This is a genomic window from Bradyrhizobium commune (genome assembly GCF_015624505.1).
GTDB lineage: Bacteria > Pseudomonadota > Alphaproteobacteria > Rhizobiales > Xanthobacteraceae > Bradyrhizobium > Bradyrhizobium commune.
In genome coordinates this window covers 4,407,282-4,424,532 of sequence record NZ_CP061379.1, presented here as the reverse complement: position 1 = coordinate 4,424,532, position 17,251 = coordinate 4,407,282, and the positions used below count along the sequence as shown (strand labels likewise).

At 64.5% G+C, this 17,251-nt stretch carries 19 protein-coding genes; 7 read left to right on the top strand and 12 right to left on the bottom strand.

Translation table 11 applies throughout. From position 1 onward, the window contains the following. Positions 1-2: 2 nt before the first annotated feature. The 3 genes from IC761_RS20935 to IC761_RS20925 form a co-directional block, all read right to left on the bottom strand. Positions 3-632, bottom strand: a complete 630-nt coding sequence (locus IC761_RS20935) for a CvpA family protein (protein ID WP_195798524.1) — start codon at positions 630-632, stop codon at positions 3-5. Between the two features lie 168 nt (positions 633-800). Further along, a complete protein-coding gene (gene radA / locus IC761_RS20930; RefSeq protein WP_195798523.1) occupies positions 801-2,246 on the bottom strand; it encodes a DNA repair protein RadA in 1,446 nt (481 codons plus the stop codon). A 16-nt stretch (positions 2,247-2,262) separates the two neighbouring features. Beyond that, positions 2,263-2,991, bottom strand: a complete 729-nt coding sequence (locus IC761_RS20925; RefSeq protein WP_195798522.1) for a sulfite exporter TauE/SafE family protein — start codon at positions 2,989-2,991, stop codon at positions 2,263-2,265. 971 nt (positions 2,992-3,962) lie between these two features. Between IC761_RS20925 and IC761_RS20920 the strand changes: the two genes are divergently transcribed. After that, a complete protein-coding gene (locus tag IC761_RS20920) occupies positions 3,963-4,271 on the top strand; it encodes a hypothetical protein (protein ID WP_195798521.1) in 309 nt (102 codons plus the stop codon). A 72-nt stretch (positions 4,272-4,343) separates the two neighbouring features. Here the strand turns inward: IC761_RS20920 and IC761_RS20915 are convergent, their stop codons facing one another. Beyond that, complete coding sequence (locus tag IC761_RS20915) at positions 4,344-4,718, bottom strand: VOC family protein (RefSeq protein WP_195798520.1); 375 nt, start codon at positions 4,716-4,718, stop codon at positions 4,344-4,346. 209 nt (positions 4,719-4,927) lie between these two features. Here IC761_RS20915 and IC761_RS20910 point away from each other — a divergent pair, with 209 nt between their 5' ends. Continuing rightward, positions 4,928-5,296, top strand: a complete 369-nt coding sequence (locus IC761_RS20910; protein ID WP_195798519.1) for a GFA family protein — start codon at positions 4,928-4,930, stop codon at positions 5,294-5,296. A gap of 16 nt (positions 5,297-5,312) precedes the next feature. Here IC761_RS20910 and IC761_RS20905 read toward each other — a convergent pair whose 3' ends face one another. Next, a complete protein-coding gene (locus IC761_RS20905; RefSeq protein WP_195798518.1) occupies positions 5,313-6,089 on the bottom strand; it encodes an exodeoxyribonuclease III in 777 nt (258 codons plus the stop codon). A 42-nt stretch (positions 6,090-6,131) separates the two neighbouring features. On the opposite strand from IC761_RS20905, the gene IC761_RS20900 reads away from it, so the two are divergent. Next, positions 6,132-6,350 (top strand): cysteine rich repeat-containing protein, encoded by a 219-nt coding sequence (locus IC761_RS20900; protein ID WP_195798517.1) that lies wholly within the window; start codon positions 6,132-6,134, stop codon positions 6,348-6,350. Between the two features lie 11 nt (positions 6,351-6,361). Here IC761_RS20900 and alr read toward each other — a convergent pair whose 3' ends face one another. The 3 genes from alr to IC761_RS20885 all read right to left on the bottom strand — a co-directional run bounded on the left by alr (position 6,362) and on the right by IC761_RS20885 (position 11,214). Further along, positions 6,362-7,639: an alanine racemase gene (alr, locus tag IC761_RS20895; protein ID WP_195804728.1), complete on the bottom strand. Its 1,278-nt coding sequence runs from the start codon at positions 7,637-7,639 to the stop codon at positions 6,362-6,364. 63 nt (positions 7,640-7,702) lie between these two features. Then, positions 7,703-9,208, bottom strand: coding sequence for a replicative DNA helicase (locus tag IC761_RS20890; protein ID WP_195798516.1), 1,506 nt, complete (start codon positions 9,206-9,208; stop codon positions 7,703-7,705). Positions 9,209-9,963: 755 nt separating this feature from the next. Next, the gene (locus IC761_RS20885; protein WP_195798515.1) at positions 9,964-11,214 is read right to left on the bottom strand and encodes a cyclopropane fatty acid synthase; all 1,251 of its coding nucleotides are present in this window, start codon (positions 11,212-11,214) and stop codon (positions 9,964-9,966) included. Between the two features lie 280 nt (positions 11,215-11,494). Between IC761_RS20885 and IC761_RS20880 the strand changes: the two genes are divergently transcribed. The 3 genes from IC761_RS20880 (at position 11,495) to IC761_RS20870 (ending at position 13,688) form a co-directional block, all read left to right on the top strand. Then, positions 11,495-12,508: a hypothetical protein gene (locus IC761_RS20880; protein ID WP_195798514.1), complete on the top strand. Its 1,014-nt coding sequence runs from the start codon at positions 11,495-11,497 to the stop codon at positions 12,506-12,508. 104 nt (positions 12,509-12,612) lie between these two features. Next, positions 12,613-13,224, top strand: coding sequence for a TetR/AcrR family transcriptional regulator (locus IC761_RS20875; RefSeq protein ID WP_195798513.1), 612 nt, complete (start codon positions 12,613-12,615; stop codon positions 13,222-13,224). Beyond that, positions 13,221-13,688 (top strand): PaaI family thioesterase, encoded by a 468-nt coding sequence (locus tag IC761_RS20870; RefSeq protein ID WP_195798512.1) that lies wholly within the window; start codon positions 13,221-13,223, stop codon positions 13,686-13,688. The genes IC761_RS20875 and IC761_RS20870 overlap by 4 nt, the downstream gene beginning before the upstream one ends. Before the next feature lie 35 nt (positions 13,689-13,723). On the opposite strand, the gene rplI is transcribed toward IC761_RS20870, so the two are convergent. From rplI to rpsF, 4 genes are all read right to left on the bottom strand, one after another. Beyond that, positions 13,724-14,329, bottom strand: a complete 606-nt coding sequence (gene rplI / locus IC761_RS20865) for a 50S ribosomal protein L9 (RefSeq protein WP_195798511.1) — start codon at positions 14,327-14,329, stop codon at positions 13,724-13,726. 48 nt (positions 14,330-14,377) lie between these two features. Continuing rightward, on the bottom strand, positions 14,378-15,334 hold the full coding sequence (locus IC761_RS20860; RefSeq protein ID WP_195804727.1) for a YybS family protein: 957 nt from the start codon (positions 15,332-15,334) through the stop codon (positions 14,378-14,380). Positions 15,335-15,464: 130 nt separating this feature from the next. Next, positions 15,465-15,704, bottom strand: a complete 240-nt coding sequence (rpsR, locus tag IC761_RS20855) for a 30S ribosomal protein S18 (RefSeq protein WP_007592020.1) — start codon at positions 15,702-15,704, stop codon at positions 15,465-15,467. A gap of 5 nt (positions 15,705-15,709) precedes the next feature. Continuing rightward, positions 15,710-16,207, bottom strand: a complete 498-nt coding sequence (rpsF, locus tag IC761_RS20850; RefSeq protein WP_128952215.1) for a 30S ribosomal protein S6 — start codon at positions 16,205-16,207, stop codon at positions 15,710-15,712. 334 nt (positions 16,208-16,541) lie between these two features. On the opposite strand from rpsF, the gene IC761_RS20845 reads away from it, so the two are divergent. Further along, the gene (locus IC761_RS20845; protein ID WP_195798510.1) at positions 16,542-17,249 is read left to right on the top strand and encodes a TetR/AcrR family transcriptional regulator C-terminal domain-containing protein; all 708 of its coding nucleotides are present in this window, start codon (positions 16,542-16,544) and stop codon (positions 17,247-17,249) included. Positions 17,250-17,251 lie beyond the last annotated feature (2 nt).

Genomic DNA, 17,251 nt, shown 5'->3' with positions numbered 1-17,251 from the left:
AATCAACGCGCCGCAGGTTTCTCGATCAGCTTCTTAAGGCTGTCACGAGCCGGTTTACTGTATCCGTCGCCACTGCCCGCCGGCTGCTGGTCGGAGTCAGCTTGATCATCATCTGGTTTGTTTTTCTTGAATCTCTTCAAGATGGTGTTCTCGGGGTCATCCGGCAAGAGGGACATCAGCCAATCCCCGGTTCCCTGGAGCACCACGCGGGATTTGGCTCCGGTGACCCAGTCCGGGCGCTGCTTGTCCGGGACCAGCCAGGTGAAGAACAGGAAGGCGACCACGACGATCAAAAGCCCGCGCGCCAGCCCGAACAGGAAGCCGAGGGTACGGTCCAGCGCGCCGATCCGCGAATCCAGGATCATGTCGGAGATCCGGACCGTGATCACGGAGACCACGATCAGGGTACCGACGAACACGCCGGCGACGACCACCACGCTCGCGACGGTGTCGTTGTTGAAATAGGTCTTTGCGGTCGGCAGCAGCTTGGAGAACGAGTACAGCGTCACGATCGCCGCCGTGCCCCACGCCGCGATCGACAGGATTTCGCGCATGAAGCCGCGGACCATGGCGAGCAGGCCCGAGATCAGCATCACACCGAGCAGAATCAGGTCGAGGAGTGTTACTGGCATCGGCTGGTCTGGTCCGCTCGTACTCTCAAAGGGTGCTCAGCGAATCGGTGTTTGGCCGCCGCCCTAAAAGAGGGGCAGACGGTGCTCCCGGCAAGGCCGCAACCACGCAATCCCGTGCTGCTTTTGTGACGGCTGTATAGCGGCGGGGGCGCGGGACGTCACCTCCACCTAACCCTCTCCACGGCGGAATCTTGCCGGTGTGGCATTTTTCTCTGCCGGCCCGTCCTGTTCGCCCCGGCGGGAGCCGCGGGCGGCGATCTCGGCCACCAGGGTCGTGAGGCTGCCGACCGCGTTCAGGGCAAGCCCGGCGTCGCCGCCAGGCTCGCCGCGCGCCGATTCGGGCAGCACGGCACGCTGGAAGCCGAGCTTTGCCGCTTCCTTGAGCCGGGCCGGGGTCTGCGCCACCGGGCGGACCACGCCCGACAACGAAATCTCGCCGAAATAGACCGCATCGGTGGGTAACTGCGCATTGACCAGGGAGGATACGAGCGCTGCCGCGGCGGCGAGGTCGGCAGCCGGCTCGTGGATGCGAAGGCCGCCGGCGACGTTCAGATAGACGTCGTGTCCCGACAGCTTGACCCCGCAATGGGCCTCCAGCACCGCCAGAACCATGGATAGGCGACTCGGGTCCCAACCGACTACGGCCCGGCGCGGCGTGCCGAGCGAGGTCGGCGCCACCAGCGCCTGCAATTCCACAAGGACCGGCCTCGTGCCTTCGATTCCCGCGAACACCGCCGTGCCGGGGGTGCCGAGATCGCGCTCGGACAGGAACAGCTCTGACGGGTTGGTGACCTCGCGCAGGCCAAGCCCGGTCATCTCGAACACGCCGATCTCGTCGGTCGGGCCGAAGCGGTTCTTGACGGCGCGCAGGATGCGGAATTGCTGCGAGCCTTCGCCCTCGAAGGACAGCACCGCATCGACCATGTGCTCGACCACGCGGGGCCCGGCGATCTGGCCGTCCTTGGTGACGTGGCCGACCAGGATGATGGCAGCCCCCGTCTTCTTGGCAAACCGGATCAGCGCCTGCGCCGAGGCGCGCACCTGCGTCACCGTGCCGGGCGCGGATTCCACCGTATCTGTCCACATGGTCTGGATCGAATCGATCACGATCAGCCGCGGGACCGCGCCTTCCGACAGCGTCGAGACGATGTCCTCGACCGAGGTTTCGGCGGCGAGCTGCACCGGTGCATCGGACAGCCCGAGCCGTTCGGCGCGCAGCCGCACCTGCGCCACCGCCTCTTCGCCGGAGATGTAGACGATACGGTGTCCGGCGCGCGCGAGCAGGCTGGTCGCCTGTGTCAGCAGCGTCGATTTACCGATGCCGGGGTCGCCGCCGACCAGCAGCACCGAGCCGCGGACAAAGCCGCCGCCGGTGACGCGGTCGAGCTCGCTCATGCCAGAGGACAGGCGCGGCGCATCCGGGCTCTTCCCGGCGAGGCTTTCCAGCGCGAACGTCCGCCCCTTGCGCTTGGAGCGGATCGACACCGGCACGCTGCCGGTCGCGTCCTCCTCGGCGAGCGTATTCCACTCGCCGCAGGACTCGCACTTGCCCTGCCAGCGGTTATAGGCCGCGCCGCAATTCTGGCAGACGAAGGACAGCGTGTTCTTGGCCATCGAAAGTGAATCGGTCTCAGGAGGATTGCGTGGCGTTCCATAGCATGGAGAGCCCGGCTGCGACCATGATCGCGTCCATCACCAGGCGGAACACGTCCGGTTTCAGATGCAGCACGAATCGTTTTGCGATGAAGGCGCCGGCCATCAGCGAGGAGCCTGCGATCAGGCCTTTGATGAACACATCGCCGGTCAGCGCGCCGAAGCGCTCGAACGTCACTGATTTCGCGAAATACAGACCGAGCGAGGAGGCCGCCTCGGTGGCGAGGAAGGCGCCCTTGCTCAGGCCGTAGAACAGGAACAGCGGCACGCTGAGCGGGCCGGTCGAGACCACGATGCCGGTGAGATAGCCGATCATCGCGCCGCCGATCGTAAGATGCCAGAGACCGGCCTTCAGGTCGTGCCGCGCCAGCCAGTGCCGCACCGGCACCATCGCGATCAGGAAGATGCCGATGGCAAGATCTACAGCGTGCGAGGGCAGGGCGAGCAGCGTCCGCGCGCCCAGCACCGCGGCCGGAATCCCCGTGACCGAATAGGCCGCGCAGGCCCGCCAGTCGATCTGGCGCCACCACGCCAGAATGCGCGAAAAATTCGCCATCACGGAAGCCACCGCCATGATCGGCACGGCCTCTTTCGGCCCATAGGCATAGACCAGCACCGGCATCAGCATGATCGACGACCCGGTGCCGACGATGCCGGAGATGGTGCCGGCGAGCAGGCCGATGCTGAGGACGAAGAGTAAGGCCAAGGGTGGGTCTCCCTGAATCGGGGCAGTGTAGCCGGTGACGGGGGGAGGCGTGAATGGCGGCGGGCACGTCCATTCCGTCATCCTGAGGTGCGAGGCATGTGATGCGAAAGCATCGCATGCCGAGCCTCGAAGGATGAACGGCCGAGATGCAGCCGGGCCGTCGCCCTTCGAGGCTCGCCGAAGAGGCGAGCGCCTCAGGGTGACGGCGATGGGTATGCGCTCGCCGCAGCATCATTCGATCTCTCTTGGACGCAGCTTCGCATCCTCGCGGCGCGTTTCGCCCGAGCTTTGCTTGATCGCGTCACCCTCAAATGAAAGAGGGCGCAGGGAAGACCGGGAGCCGGCTGGCTCCCATTGACCGCTATGCAAGAAGTAGATTGCGCTACAGGGCATAGCGGGTAACAGGGCAACCGGATCATCCCAGCCTTCCCTGCGCGATGGTTGGAACGGCTTATGTCGTGATCTCCCCGGGGAGCGTTGCACTATTGCCCCCGTCGCCTTGCGGATGGCTGATGCGCGGGCCCGGTTGGGCCACCCCCATCACCGCAAGACTTGACGCACAGACCCCGGGCGTCAGGACCACACGATTTTGCCGTACGCAAGCCACACCGGTCGTTTGCGCGACGGCCTCGCTCACGGTTGCCCGCCCTGCAAAACCTCATCGCGCCGATGTGACCCACGTCCACCGCCGTCCGGCCCGCGTCGTGACGATCGCGATACGCCCCTCTTCCATGGGCCGGAGTGAGGCGACACATACGCCGTTTCCGAATTTCGGTAAAGAAGAATATTTTTGGGTCGCCGGCTTGACCCATGCTTTGGGTGTTTTGCCCGTCGGGCGACACAAGGTTTCGTGGCGCGTTGGTTAACCGCCGGTGTCGCGCCCACCGCCAATCCGACCGGTTTCCCGGCCCGATCCTTAGAATTTGAAGCGTATTGATTGGAGCGTTCGCTCAAAGAATTTGAGGTGCGTGATGCCCGATCACCATTCCTTTTCCGCGCTCGACCATCATGCGGTGCTCGGCGGATCCGATAACGGCTTTCCCTGGTACGCCGGCGCGATGCTCGCGATCGAAGCCAGCGAAGTGGTTCGCCTCCGCTGCGAGAAGCTCAGCCAAGGCGACGAGGCCGCAGGCCAGGAGGCCGTGCTGATGGTCAGCGAGAAGATCGCTGCCGCTTTCGAAACATTTGCGAACCTGCTCTCCGGCGCAACGCCGGCAGCGGTCATTCGGCGCTATCGCGAGCACGTAGCCGCGAACGCCAGGCGCCTGTCCGCGAACTAGGCGCGTCCGCCAATAGCGGCCGAACAGCGGACATTGATCTACGTCGGCTAAGGGGCCACCGGACCTTCGCGATTAGCTCCGTTGCGACGGTTGGCCGCACACAAGCCTGTGCCCGTCGGTTGTGGTTATGATGATCTCACGCATTCCGTAGTGAGTGTCTTTGGGGGCAGAGCAGATCGCCCCTCGCGCCGCAAATTCTGCGTGCAAGCTGTCGACATCGTCGACCTCCAGATAGCCGAACCAATTGTGAGAACCAAGCGCGCTCGGATGGATGTCGGCCGGGCACTGGCCAAGCATAATCCGCACGCCGTCCCTCTCGACCAATCGCCAATCCGTTGCATCCTCCCAACCGATTTGGAAGCCAAGCACGTCGTGAAAATACTGAGAGCTTCGGTTGATGTCGGGAACAGCGAGCACGAAAGCCCACGGCGTCATCTTTGACTGCATGCTGGCTCCTCTGCGGGTTTATTGATCCACAACCCGGTATTCTGGAGGTACCTTTACTCGCGATCAAGCGATGCCGCAGTGACCCCGAAAGCCGACATCGGTGCCTCTACGAGTCCACGGTCTGGATTCAGCGGCGAGTTAGGCTGCTGACAGCATGTTGGCAGCAGGGCCGGGCTACGACCGTCTCCTGACAAAACGGAGAGCGGGTCATGCCGGTCGAGGCAAGCTGTCATTGCGGGGAGACGGTGTTCGAGGTGACGGAGGTGCCAGCGAACGTGACGCGCTGCACCTGCTCGCTCTGTGCCAAGCGCGGCGCGCTGTGGGCCTATTACAAGCCGGCGCAGTTTCGCCTGCTGTCGCCCACCGACAATGTTTCGACCTATCTCTGGGGCAGCCGCACCGTCAAACATCATTATTGCGCGAGCTGCGGTTGCGGCACCTATTCGGAGTCGCCGGATTGGTCGACCGGCAAGCCCGATTTCGATAATCCCAAGGTCGCGGTGAACGCCCGCCTGTTCGACGATTTCGATCTCGATGCGATTGAGGTGAACGTGATCGACGGGAAGAATTTGTGGTGAGCATGCCCGTACGACATCAAAGCGGCTTGAGCACCACCCACGCGGGTGCGTGATCACTCGCGCCGTCCTCGCCGCGGATGCTCTTGTCGACACCGGCCTTCGCCAGCCGTGAGACCAGGGCAGGGCTGAGCAGGAGATGATCGAGCCGCAGGCCCGCATCGCGCGGCCAGCGGTTCCGCTTGTAGTCCCAGAACGTGTAGAGGCGCTTGTCGGGATGCAGCTCGCGGATCGCGTCGCACCAGCCTTGTTCGACGAGAGAGGCGAACGCCGCGCGGCTCTTCGGCTGGATCAGCGCGTCCTTGTCCCATGAGCGGGTCGGATAGATGTCGATCTCGGTCGGCGCGACGTTGTAGTCGCCGGCAAGCACCACCGGCAGATCCTGCTTGATGAAGGTTTTGGCGTGGCGCTTCAGCCGCGCGAACCAATCGAGCTTGTAGTCGAATTTCGGGCCAGGCTGCGGATTGCCGTTCGGCAGATAGATGCTCGTGACGATGATGCCGCGTACCGCAGCCTCGATGTAGCGCGCCTCGTGATCATCGGGCTTTCCGGGCAAGCGGTCGCGGGTCAGCACGGGCTCCGCGTTGCGGGCGAGGATGGCAACGCCGTTCCAGGTTTTCTGGCCACGCCAGACTGCACCGTAGCCGGCCTTTTCGATCGCTGCCGCCGGAAATTCGCCATCACTTGCCTTCAATTCCTGAAGCGCGACGACATCAGGCTTCGCCGCGCGCATCCAGACCAGCAGATTGGGCAGGCGGCGGTTGATGTTGTTGATGTTGAATGTCGCAATCTTCATGTAGAGCTGATCGCTTCTTACGTTCCGACCACCGGAGATAAAATGTCCAAGTTGAGCTTTGTTGCTATCGCATTCGCCGTCGCGTTCTCCGGGGCCGCTTCCGCACAATCGGCCGATCCGCGCGGTGCGTGCAAGGCGGACTATGACAAATTCTGCGCCGGCATCGCGCCGGGTGGCGGCAAGATCATCGCCTGCCTCAACGCCAAGCGCGATCAGCTCAGCGCCACCTGCAAGACGGTGCTCGACAGCAGGAAGAAGTAAGCTTCGACCGCTTAGCTCGGCAGCGGCGGCGGGCTCGCCAGCTGCTCGACCGGAGGGGGCGCGGGCGGCTGCTCGGCCGCTGGCGCGGGAGCCGGCTTTGCCAGCGGCTCCACGTCATTGCCGCCCTTGTAGACCCGCGCGTAGCGGCGGCCGAGGCTGGTCAGAACCTCGTAGCCAATGGTGCCGAAATGATGCGCAAGCTCGTCGACGGTGATGCCGTCGCCGAGCAGCGTCACCATGTGGCCGCGCCGCGCCGCGTTCGGCGGCAGATCGGTGATGTCGATCGCGATCAGGTCCATGGAGATGCGGCCCGCCACCGGGCAGCGCTTGCCGGCGACGATCACTTCGGCGCCGCGGGTGCCGTCATTGGAGCTGGCGGCACGGAAATAGCCGTCGGCATAGCCGACCGCGATGATCGCGAGCTTGGTCGGCCGCCGCGCGGTCCAGGTGCCGCCATAGCCGACGCTCTCGCCGCGCTCGGCATTGCGGACCTGCACGATGCGCGCTTTCAGGTCCACCACCGGCTGCATCGGGTTGTCGGCCTCCGGCGTCGGGTTGACGCCGTAGAGGGCAGCGCCCGGCCGCACCAGGTCGAACTGGAACGGCGCACCGAGGAAAATACCGGAGGAATTGGCGAGTGCCGCCGGCACGCCGGAAAATTCGCTGGCAATGCCGCGGAAGGAAGCGAGCTGTTTGGCGTTGACGGGGCTGTTGAGCTGCTCGGCCGAGACCAAATGGCTCATCACCAGCGTGATGCCGTGATCGCCGGCATTGATGCGGGGGATGATGGCCTGCGCTTCCGATAGCGTCAGCCCGAGTCGGTTCATGCCGGTGTCGATGTGGATCGCAGCACCTCCCGACCAGCCGGTGCGGCGGCAGAACACGTCCCATTCGGCAAGCTCGTTGAGATCTCCGATCACGGGGCGGCAGTTGATTTTCGCGTAGTGCTCGCCGGTGTTCTGGAAATAGCCGCCGAGCACGTAGATCGTGGCCTCCGGCACCGCCGCGCGCACGGTGCGCGCTTCCTCGATGGTGGCGACGAAGAAGGTCTTGCAGCCGGCCTTGTTCAGGGCATGCGCGACCTGCGTAGCGCCGCAGCCATAGGCGTCGGCTTTGATCACCGCCGAGCATTCCGCCGGCACCGCCGTTTTCTCGAGCTTGCGCCAGTTGGCGATGATGGCGTCGAGATCGACGGTGAGCACACCGCCATAGGCTGCGAGCGCGGCAGCCTGGTTGGCCTCCGCAGAGAGAAGGCCGGATTGCGGGATCATTTTCGGGTCGGACGCCATTGTCATGGCGTCGTTTTACGCAAGAGCCCCGCCCGGTTCAACCCAAGGAACCTTCCAAGAAACTTAGTAGTCGCTGCGATCCGGCAACTGGCCGTCATGCGCGAGGTCGCCGAAGCGCGTGACGGAGGCATCGAAGTGCAGTTCGACCGTACCGGTCGGACCATGGCGCTGCTTGCCGATGATGACTTCGGCCCGGCCGACCGTGCGTTCCATGTCGGCCTGCCATTTGGCGTGTTCCTCGGTGCCGGGGCGCGGCTCCTTCATGGCAAGGTAATATTCCTCGCGGAACACGAACAGCACGACGTCGGCGTCCTGCTCGATCGAGCCGGATTCACGCAAGTCGGAGAGCTGCGGCCGCTTGTCCTCGCGGGATTCGACCTGACGCGAGAGCTGCGACAGCGCGATGATGGGAACGCTGAGCTCCTTAGCCAGCGCTTTCAGGCTGGTCGTGATCTCCGTGATTTCCTGCACGCGGCTGTCGTTGGAGCGCTTGCTCGAGCCGGACAGCAGCTGGATGTAGTCGATCACGATGAGATCGAGGCCCTTCTGCCGCTTCAGCCGGCGCGCGCGGGCCATCAACTGCGCGATCGAGAGGCCACCGGTCTCGTCGACATAGAAGGGCAGCGATTGCAGCTCGATCGAGACTTGGCGTATCTTCTCGAAATCGGCTTCGGAGATGCCGCCGCGGCGGATGTGGGAGGAGGGGATGCCGGTGCGCTCCGCGACAATACGCGTGGCGAGCTGGTCGGCCGACATTTCGCAGGAGAAGAAGCCGATGACGCCGCCATTGGCGGCCTTCATGGTGCCGTCGGCCTGGAGTTCCGGAACGTAGGCCTGCGCAACGTTGTAGGCGATGTTGGTCGCCAGCGACGTCTTGCCCATGCCGGGGCGGCCAGCGACGATGATGAGGTCGGAATGCTGCAAGCCGCCCATCTTGGTGTCGAGGTCGCGCAGGCCCGTCGAGATGCCCGACAGCTTTCCGTCGCGTTGGAACGCTTTGGCCGCGAGGTCGACAGCGACCGTCAGCGCCTGCGAGAATTTCTGGAAGCCGCCATCGTAACGGCCGGACTCGGCGAGCTCGTAGAGGCGACGCTCGGCGTCTTCGATCTGCGCGCGCGGCGCGAAGTCGACCGGTGCGTCATAAGCGACATTGACCATGTCCTCGCCGATGCCGATCAGGTCGCGTCGCAATGCGAGGTCGTAGATGGTGCGACCGTAGTCCTGGGCATTGATGATGGTGGTCGCTTCGGCCGCGAGCCGCGCCAGATATTGCCCGATGGTCATGCCGCCGACATCGGTGTCGGCGGGCAGGAACGTCTTCAACGTGACGGGCGTGGCGATCTTGCCCATCCGGATCAGGCTGCCGGCGGTCTCGAAGATGGTCTGGTGCAGCGGCTCGAAATAATGTTTCGGCTCAAGGAAGTCGGAGACGCGGTAAAACGCATCGTTGTTGACCAGGATCGCGCCCAGAAGGCTCTGCTCCGCCTCGATATTGTGCGGTGCGCTCCGATAAGCGGGAGTTCCGGGCTCGGGCGCGAGTTTGAGGACGTTCGAATCAGTCAGGGCCATGGTCGAGCGTGCTTAGCAATTTTTCTTGGCAGATGCGGGGCCGGGATAAAGCGCCGCCTCGGTCCAAAGCGGAAGCAAAAGCTCGCCGCTATCAACCGCTCAGTTAAAGCGGTGGATGATTAGCAGCCGCAGTACGCGCCGCGCTTGACGGATTTTCACGGAACCGCAGCAGCCGGCAGCGACCGCACCACGGAAAAATCCGGGTGCCGTGAACCTTATCGATTGGGGCACAGACGTATCGAGAAGCGCGCGGCATGCCGCGCCGGCCGGTTTCCGCTCGGGATCAGACCAGCAGGAGATAAACCAGCGCAACCAAGGCCGCGCCGACGCCGGTGGCGATCAGGGCGTAATCGGTACGGAGGTCGTCCTGCGCGTGGAATGAGGTTTGGGTCTCTTTGCTCATGGCGACGGTCTAAGCCAGGGCCGACCAGACTTATGTGAAACAGATCACATCTCCCCGGATTCTTTCGGGGGTATGTCCGGAACAGGCAGGCGGGCGGGCGATTGTCCCAAGGACCCCGTACCCAGGGAGACGAGGCAAGCCATGCGGCCAGAACGGCAGCCCCAGATGTGGCGAAACCAGACAGCCAGCCGGCTTTGGCTGTCCGGGCTGATCGCTGCCATGGAGCATGCCTCCCAGCCGGAGCAGCGGCGGCTGCCGATAGCGCCCGAGACGCTGGCGGGATTGCGGGCCCAGCTGGCGTTACCGGCGTCTTTCCGGCTCTCCCCGATTTCGACCCTGCGTCACTAGGATCTTATTCACCAGCGAGCTTCAGCCTCGGCCTGGCGCCGCCCTCCACGGCGCGCAGCCGCATCTCCTCGCGTGCAATGTAGTCGCGGGTCATCGGCACCACGCCCTGGCGTCTGGTGAGCTGAAGCTGGAAGTTCATCATGTCCTGCTTGCGGAACGTCATCTCGCAGGCCGCCAGATAGAACTCCCACATCAGCGCGAAGCGTTCGTCGTAGAGCTGCACAGCCTCCTCGCGCCGTGCCATGAAACGCTCCCGCCAGGCCTTCAGCGTCTCGGCGTAGTGCAGGCGCAGGATCTCGATGTCGCAGACCAGCAGGCCCGCGCGCTCGATCGCAGGCACGACCTCGGACAGCGACGGGATGTAGCCGCCGGGGAAGATGTATTTGGCAATCCACGGGTTGGTCGAGTCGGGGACCTGAGAACGGCCGATCGAATGCAGCAGCATGACGCCGTCCTCGCTCAGGAGTTCGGCACAGCGCTTGAAATAAGTGTCGTAGAACTTGACCCCGACATGCTCGAACATGCCGACCGAAACGATGCGGTCGAACGGCCCGTCGATGTCGCGATAGTCCTGGAGCAGGAACCGCGCCTGTCGCGTCAGGCCCTTCTCGGCAGCGCGGCTGTTCGCGACCTGCAATTGTTCGGTCGACAGCGTGACGCCGGTGACGTCACAGCCTGCGATCTCCGCGAGATAGAGGCCGAGCCCGCCCCAGCCCGAGCCGATGTCGAGCACGCGCTGGCCGCCCGTGACCAGCAGCTTTGCGGCGATGTGCCGCTTCTTGGCGAGCTGCGCGTCGTCGAGCGTGGTCTCGGGCGTCTCGAAATAGGCGCAGCTATATTGCTTGTCGGCGTCGAGGAAAAGCGAATAAAGCCTTGCGTCGAGATCGTAGTGATGCGCGACATTGCGACGCGAGCGTGCGCGCGGATTGAACTGTTTCAGATGTCGAGTCAAATAGCGCAGATGCCACCAGGGTTTTGCCCAGTGCGGCAATAGGTCGGATTGATCGAGCAGGATCGCAAGCGCGTCAGCTATGGTGCCGCGCTCGACGACGAATTCGCCATCCATAAAGGCCTCGCCAAGCCCGAGCTCGGGATTGATGAGGACTCTCCTTTGTGCGTCGGCCGTGACGAAGCGAACCTCGACCGGCTCACCGGAGCCGTCGCCGACACTGAACTTCATGCCGCCTGCCGTGGTCACCGTCATCGACCCGCGGCGGATGAATTGAGATAAAAACGTACGCAACAAGCGGTCCATCGACACACACCTCTCGAGCGAACCCGAAAAGAAGCGACTAACGCGGCCGGCACACCTTCGCGCCTGGGAGACTATACCGGTTCCCATGCGTTCGCATGTAAATCTAAGCAGCCTGTTTCCGCCGCGCTATTGCATTGTGTTCAAACCCGATATTCGAAAAACGCGTAATCACGGGCTTGCGTGATCAGTGCGCTTCCATTCGCGGCGCAATCGGCTAAAAGGTGACCGCCGCCGCCCCCGAGGCCGGCTGCACCTGCCGGATTCAATGGAGATAATGGGAATGTCGAGCCGAGCGCTCAGCCTCGCGACGGTGCTGCTTCTGGTTGGCTTTGGCGCCACCGATACCGCTCTCGCGCAGGCGACGAACCTCGAGGCCGGCAAGGCCCCCTCCCAGATCTTCGCGCAGACCTGCAACGCCTGCCACAAGAGCCCGAGAGGTCTGTTAAAAACGGTATCGCCGGGTTCGCTGCCGGGTTTCCTGCGCCAGCACTACACCACCAGCTCCGACATGGCCGGCGTGCTGGCCTCCTATCTCGTTTCCAACGGCGCCACCGACGCCCGCTACCAATCCAAGGATGGCGGCAAGGACGGTAAGGACAAGAAGGACGGCGCCAAGGAAAAGGAAGCCAACACCAATCCCGCGCAGTCGCAGGAACATCAGGGCCGCCGCCAGCGCTCGCAAGAGGCCGCCAAGCCGGAGGGCGAGGGCGCAAGCCCGGTGCCCGAGGGGCGCCAGAAGCGCGCGGCACGCCCGAGCAGCGAGGAAGGCACCAAGCCCGAGGGCCAAGCCACCACCGAGCCATCGCCTGAGGGCCGCAGGGCCAAGCGGCTGAGCAAGCGCGGCAAGCCCGAGACCGACGATGCGGCTGCGCCAAAGGTCGAGCCCAAAGCAGAGCCGAAGAGCGAAAGCGCCAAGGTCGATTCCGAGCCCAAGCCCGACAGCGGCAAGTCCTCCGAGAAGCCGGCCGAGGCCAAGCCTGAGAGTGCCAAGCCTGAGAGTGCCAAGCCTGAGAGTGCAAAGGCCGAGCCGAGCAGCAGCGATGCGCCGACGTTGCGTTCCGATCCAGTGCCTGCCGTGACTCCGGCCCCGCCGGCGGCTGCTGCGAAGCCGGTTGAACCGGCTGCGCCGAAGCCGGCTGAAGCGGCGGCTTCCAAGCCGGCCGAGCCCGCCACCAGCGGCAGCTCCGAACCGGCGGCCAAGCCGCAGGAGGCCGCGCCGCCCGTGACCGCGGCAGCTCCGGCGCCGGCGCCAACTGAATCGTCAGGTCCGCCGGCCCCGCCGATCTCGCGATAAGCTAACTTTCCGATGGATCCACGGAGGTCGCGCCAATCGCGGCCTCCGCATCGTCTTGACGTTCATCGGAGTAACACTCTAGAGTATTACTCTAGGAGTTCCTGATGACATCCGGGACGCGTGGCGATCTGCTGGCGGCGGGGCTTGCGGTGTTCGACCGGTCGGGCTTCGAGGGCGCGACGGTGGCCGCGATCCGCGCCAAGGCGCGCGCCTCCAACGGCAGCTTCTTTCATGCTTTCGGATCCAAGAAGGAGCTCGCCGGTGCGCTGTTCCTGGAGGTGTTGCGGCACTATCACGCCGCGATGCTCGCCGCGCTCGATCCCGCGCCCGATGCGGAGCAAGGCATCGATCGCCTGATCCGGGCCCATCTCGACTGGGTCGTCTTGAGCCGCCGCGAGGCGCGCTACCTCTTCGAGATCTCGCGCAGCGAATGGAGCGAGGACATTCGTGACGCCCAGCGTGCGCAGAACGCGCGGCTCGCCGAAGGCGTCGAGCGTTGGCGCGCGCCATTGGTTGCCAGCGGCGTGCTGCTGCCGATGACGCCGGTGATGTTCGTCAGCCAGCTGATCGGGCCGGCGCAGATCTTCTGCCGCGCCTTTCTCTCCGGGCGCGACCGCACCGATCCGCGCGCAGAGGCCGACACGCTGATCGCTTGCGCCATCCGCGCGCTGCTGCCGCCCGGGCGCATCAACAACAGGCAAGGAGTGGCGTCATGAGCAACGAGGCTGATCCCGAGTTCGCAACTGTGGCCGAGCGTATCCACGCCAATGTCGGCCGGCAGGGCTTTATGAATCTGGTCGGTGCCGAGCTTGCTGAGCTCTCGCGCGGCACCTGCACCATTGCGGTCGAACGCAGGCCGGAGCTGTTGCAGCAGCACGGCTTCTTCCACGGTGGCGTCACCGCTTTCCTGGTCGACAACGCCACGACGATCGCTGCCGCCACCTCGCGTGGCCAGGCAGCGCTCACGGCAGAGTACAAGCTCAATCTGTTGTCGCCGGCCGTCGGCGACAGGCTGATCTGCAGGGCGCGGGTGATCAAGCCGGGCCGACAGGTTTCGGTGGTCGCCGCCGATGTGTTCTGTGTGAGCGATGGCGTCGAGAAACACACCGCAACGGCACTGGCCTCGATTGCGATGCTGAGCGAGGACGTGTCCGCTAAAACAAAAAGCCCGGCCGCCTGAGGCGGCCGGGCTCAATACCCGCGTGAACGCGAGCCCTACTTCTCGGTCTCGTCCGCAGCCGGGGCCGGCGCGACGTCGTCGTGCTGGGCTTCCGGATCGAAGAACTCGCCGGCGGCGGCGATCGCCTCGGCGGCCGCATCGCGGTCCTCGTTGCGGGTCGAGATGTCTTCGCCGCGGTTGATGCGCTCGGCCTCGTCCTGGCTGCGGGCGACCGTGACGGTGACCTCGACCTCGACCTCGGGGTGAACGGCGACCGTGATCGAGTGCCTGCCGATGGACTTGATCGGCGCGTCGAGCTGCACCTGCGGGCGGGACAGCGAAACGCCGTCGGCCTCGAAGGCAGTAACCACATCACGCACCGTGACCGAGCCGAACAGCTGGCCGGCCTCAGAGGCCTGACGGATCACGATGATGTTCTTGCCCTCGATCTTCTCGGCGACCTTGGACGCCTCGCCCTTCGACGCAAGGTTGCGAGCTTCGAGGTCGGCCTTCATGCCGTCGTACTTGGCGCGGTTGTCGGCGGTGGCGCGCAGCGCCTTGCCGCGCTTGAGTAGGAAATTGCGGGCATAGCCGTCGCGAACCTTCACGACTTCGCCCATCTGGCCGAGCTTGCTCACGCGTTCCAGCAAAATGACTTCCATATTCGTTCTCCTTTGAAGTGCTCTGGGTTTTCAGGTTTCGGGTTGGACTTAAGAGGTCGGCAATGGCGGCGGTTGCCGGCTGCGCAGGAAGCGCTCGCGGAAGCCGAACACGGCGTCCGCAAGGCCGAGGGCCACCATCGCAATCACCAGCAAGGCCGGGATGAACGCCAACGTGTAGGCGGAGGCGAGCCAGAAGGGGCGGCTCTTGAGAGAGAGGGTGAGCGTATGCAGAACCGCGAATCCGGTCAGCCCATAGGCCATCATCAGCGCGGCCGCGACGATCCGGGCGAAGATCCCGGCAAGCCCACCCGTGAAGCAGAAGGCCATCGCAACACACAGGCCGACGAGTGTTGCGGCGGGCAGCGTCACGGTCTTGAGGTCCTGCCACGGGCGGCGGAGCAGGCCTGAAGCCGCCGCCACCTTCGCCGCCAGCCAAAGGTTCAGCGCAAGGGTGATCACCATCATCATCGCCGCGCTGATCGTGCCAAGAACAATGATCGCGTCGATCACCACCGGAAGCTCGCTCGCCGCGGCCGGGTCGATCTGCGTCATGACCCGGAGCAATTCACCGCGCATGGCCTGATTGATGGTGTCGGCATCGGTTCCCAGCGTCAGGAGCAATCCCATGACGATGAATATCGCAAGCCCGGCAATCCAGAGCAGGATGCGGCCGAGTGGATACCATTCCGTCGACGGCGTGCCCGTAGCATCTCCGTCAACGGGGCGTCCGAGCAGCGCAAGATGTCCCAGCCAGCAAGAGGGCAGGGCAACCATCACCATGAAGCCAGCTGCATCGGAAAGGCGCAGGAGCGAGCCGAGGCCGATCGCGGCAATGATGCCGCCGAGGGCCGCGCAGAGCGGTCCCCAGACGATCGCGGCGACCATCAGGGGCAGTGGTGCGAGGAAATACAGGACAAGCGAGATCAATACGCCCGACGAAATCGAGGCGAACATCAATGCCGACGCAGCGCCGGCGATCAGGGCTATCAGTCCAAATACCATCATCAGCTGTCCCGCTCCCTTCGAGCGGTTAGAGGCGCCTTGCCCCAACCATCGGCGACCGGACGACCCGGAAGCCTTATGAGTTCGAAAAAGTCGCGACCGGCGGCGTGAACCGCCGCTGGTCGAATTCGTCTTAGCGAATGACGTAGGGCAACAGGCCCAGGAACCGCGCGCGCTTGATGGCGCGGGCGAGCTCACGCTGCTTCTTCGCGGACACCGCGGTGATGCGGCTCGGCACGATCTTGCCGCGCTCGGAGACGTAACGCATCAGGAGCTTGGAGTCCTTGTAGTCGATCTTCGGCGCATTGGCGCCCGTGAACGGGCAGCTCTTGCGACGACGGAAAAACGGACGGCGTGCACCAGCTTCAGCCATTGGTCTTACTCCCCATCCGTCGTTTCAGCTTCGTCGCGCGGACGACGCGGGCCGCGATCACCGCGGAAGCCGCCGCCATCACGATCGCCACCACGGAAACCGCCTTCGCGGTCGCCACGGAAGCCGCCTTCACGCTCGCCGCGGAAGCCGCCGCCACGATCGTCACGCTCGCGATCGCGATCGGCCTTGCGCATCATCGCGGACGGGCCTTCCTCGAGCTCCTCGACGCGGACGCTGAGATAGCGGATCACGTCTTCGCTGATGCGCTCCTGGCGCTCGATCTCGGCGATCGCCGCGGACGGCGCGTCGATGTTGAGCAGCACGAAGTGCGCCTTGCGGTTCTTGTTCATGCGGTAGGTGAGGGAGCGAACGCCCCAATTCTCGGTCTTGGTGACCTTGCCGCCGAGACCCTCGACGATACCGGTCATCTGCGCAGTCAGCTCTTCGACCTGCTGCGTGCTCGCGTCTTGGCGCGCGAGAAAAACATGCTCATAGAGAGCCATAGTCGTCCTTTCCTCGTGTTGGCGCATTGCCCGGCGTCAAGCCCTTAAGAGGCCTTCGGAAAGGACTCTGGGATTAAGCTCAGAAGGCGGAAACACGGGACGACGGGCCGACTGGCCCTGCCACACCAAAATCACGAATGATTTGTTGAGACCGTCCGTTCAGCTCCCGGCCAGGGTCTGCGGATGCGCGCCTTATACGGATTTTGGCCGGCTTGGCAAGGTTGCAGGGCCAAGGTTTTGGCCCGGACGGTTCCGGTCAAGCCCAGCCGAGGCGGCCAAAGCCGCTTGATTTATTTGTTTGTATGGCATACAAATAAATCGAGAGAGAAAGCCCATGACGGATAAGGCGGTCCAGGAACCGTTTGAGGCGCCAGCAGGCGATCCCAAGCACGCCGCGCGGGCGACGCGCTCCGCTGGCCGCAAAATGCGTTCGCTGCTGCTGGACGCGGCGAGCCCGCTGTTTCGTGAGCGGGGGCTGTCCGGCACCTCGATCACCGACATTGCGGCCGCTGCGGACGCATTCCCGAGCCAGATCACCTATTACTTCCGCACCAAGGAGGCGCTGTTCGTCGAATGTGCCTGCCGCGAACTCCTGTACCTGGCGCGTGCGACCGAGCAGGCGGCGCTGAAGGCGCGCTCGCCGCGGGAGTACACACACGCGCTGGCCGGGACGGTGACGGCGAGCGATTCGGTTGCCTTCTTCGCCGAAGCGCTGACGCTGACGCGGCGGCGCCAGGATCTTGCGCCGCTGGTCGAGCGCACCATCGAACGCCTGCACGGCGAGGGTGCACGCGCCTATACGAGCCAGGTCGCGCGCCACGGCTGGCGCTCCCTGCGCGCACCCGACGAGAGCTCGCGGCGGTTTTGGGCCGTCGCCATCGGCGTAATCCTCGAAGGCTACGCCATGGGTCGCTCGCCCGATGAGCTCTGCGCCGAGATGCTGCGCGTGCTTGGCGAGCAGGCGAAATCAACCGGCGAGGCTGCGCGCTTGCGCCTCGTCGATGACCACGATGCTTCCACCACGTTGGATGGGGAGAGTTAGGC

What these genes read in the sequence shown, in the direction of transcription:
- IC761_RS20935 (WP_195798524.1), bottom strand. Translation starts at nt 632, where the DNA reads ATGCCAGTAACACTCCTCGACCTGATTCTGCTCGGTGTGATGCTGATC.
- radA (WP_195798523.1), bottom strand. Translation starts at nt 2,246, where the DNA reads ATGGCCAAGAACACGCTGTCCTTCGTCTGCCAGAATTGCGGCGCGGCC.
- IC761_RS20920 (WP_195798521.1), top strand. Translation starts at nt 3,963, where the DNA reads ATGCCCGATCACCATTCCTTTTCCGCGCTCGACCATCATGCGGTGCTC.
- IC761_RS20915 (WP_195798520.1), bottom strand. Translation starts at nt 4,718, where the DNA reads ATGCAGTCAAAGATGACGCCGTGGGCTTTCGTGCTCGCTGTTCCCGAC.
- IC761_RS20910 (WP_195798519.1), top strand. Translation starts at nt 4,928, where the DNA reads ATGCCGGTCGAGGCAAGCTGTCATTGCGGGGAGACGGTGTTCGAGGTG.
- IC761_RS20905 (WP_195798518.1), bottom strand. Translation starts at nt 6,089, where the DNA reads ATGAAGATTGCGACATTCAACATCAACAACATCAACCGCCGCCTGCCC.
- IC761_RS20900 (WP_195798517.1), top strand. Translation starts at nt 6,132, where the DNA reads ATGTCCAAGTTGAGCTTTGTTGCTATCGCATTCGCCGTCGCGTTCTCC.
- alr (WP_195804728.1), bottom strand. Translation starts at nt 7,639, where the DNA reads ATGGCGTCCGACCCGAAAATGATCCCGCAATCCGGCCTTCTCTCTGCG.
- IC761_RS20890 (WP_195798516.1), bottom strand. Translation starts at nt 9,208, where the DNA reads ATGGCCCTGACTGATTCGAACGTCCTCAAACTCGCGCCCGAGCCCGGA.
- IC761_RS20885 (WP_195798515.1), bottom strand. Translation starts at nt 11,214, where the DNA reads ATGGACCGCTTGTTGCGTACGTTTTTATCTCAATTCATCCGCCGCGGG.
- IC761_RS20880 (WP_195798514.1), top strand. Translation starts at nt 11,495, where the DNA reads ATGTCGAGCCGAGCGCTCAGCCTCGCGACGGTGCTGCTTCTGGTTGGC.
- IC761_RS20875 (WP_195798513.1), top strand. Translation starts at nt 12,613, where the DNA reads ATGACATCCGGGACGCGTGGCGATCTGCTGGCGGCGGGGCTTGCGGTG.
- IC761_RS20870 (WP_195798512.1), top strand. Translation starts at nt 13,221, where the DNA reads ATGAGCAACGAGGCTGATCCCGAGTTCGCAACTGTGGCCGAGCGTATC.
- rplI (WP_195798511.1), bottom strand. Translation starts at nt 14,329, where the DNA reads ATGGAAGTCATTTTGCTGGAACGCGTGAGCAAGCTCGGCCAGATGGGC.
- IC761_RS20860 (WP_195804727.1), bottom strand. Translation starts at nt 15,334, where the DNA reads ATGATGGTATTTGGACTGATAGCCCTGATCGCCGGCGCTGCGTCGGCA.
- rpsR (WP_007592020.1), bottom strand. Translation starts at nt 15,704, where the DNA reads ATGGCTGAAGCTGGTGCACGCCGTCCGTTTTTCCGTCGTCGCAAGAGC.
- rpsF (WP_128952215.1), bottom strand. Translation starts at nt 16,207, where the DNA reads ATGGCTCTCTATGAGCATGTTTTTCTCGCGCGCCAAGACGCGAGCACG.
- IC761_RS20845 (WP_195798510.1), top strand. Translation starts at nt 16,542, where the DNA reads ATGACGGATAAGGCGGTCCAGGAACCGTTTGAGGCGCCAGCAGGCGAT.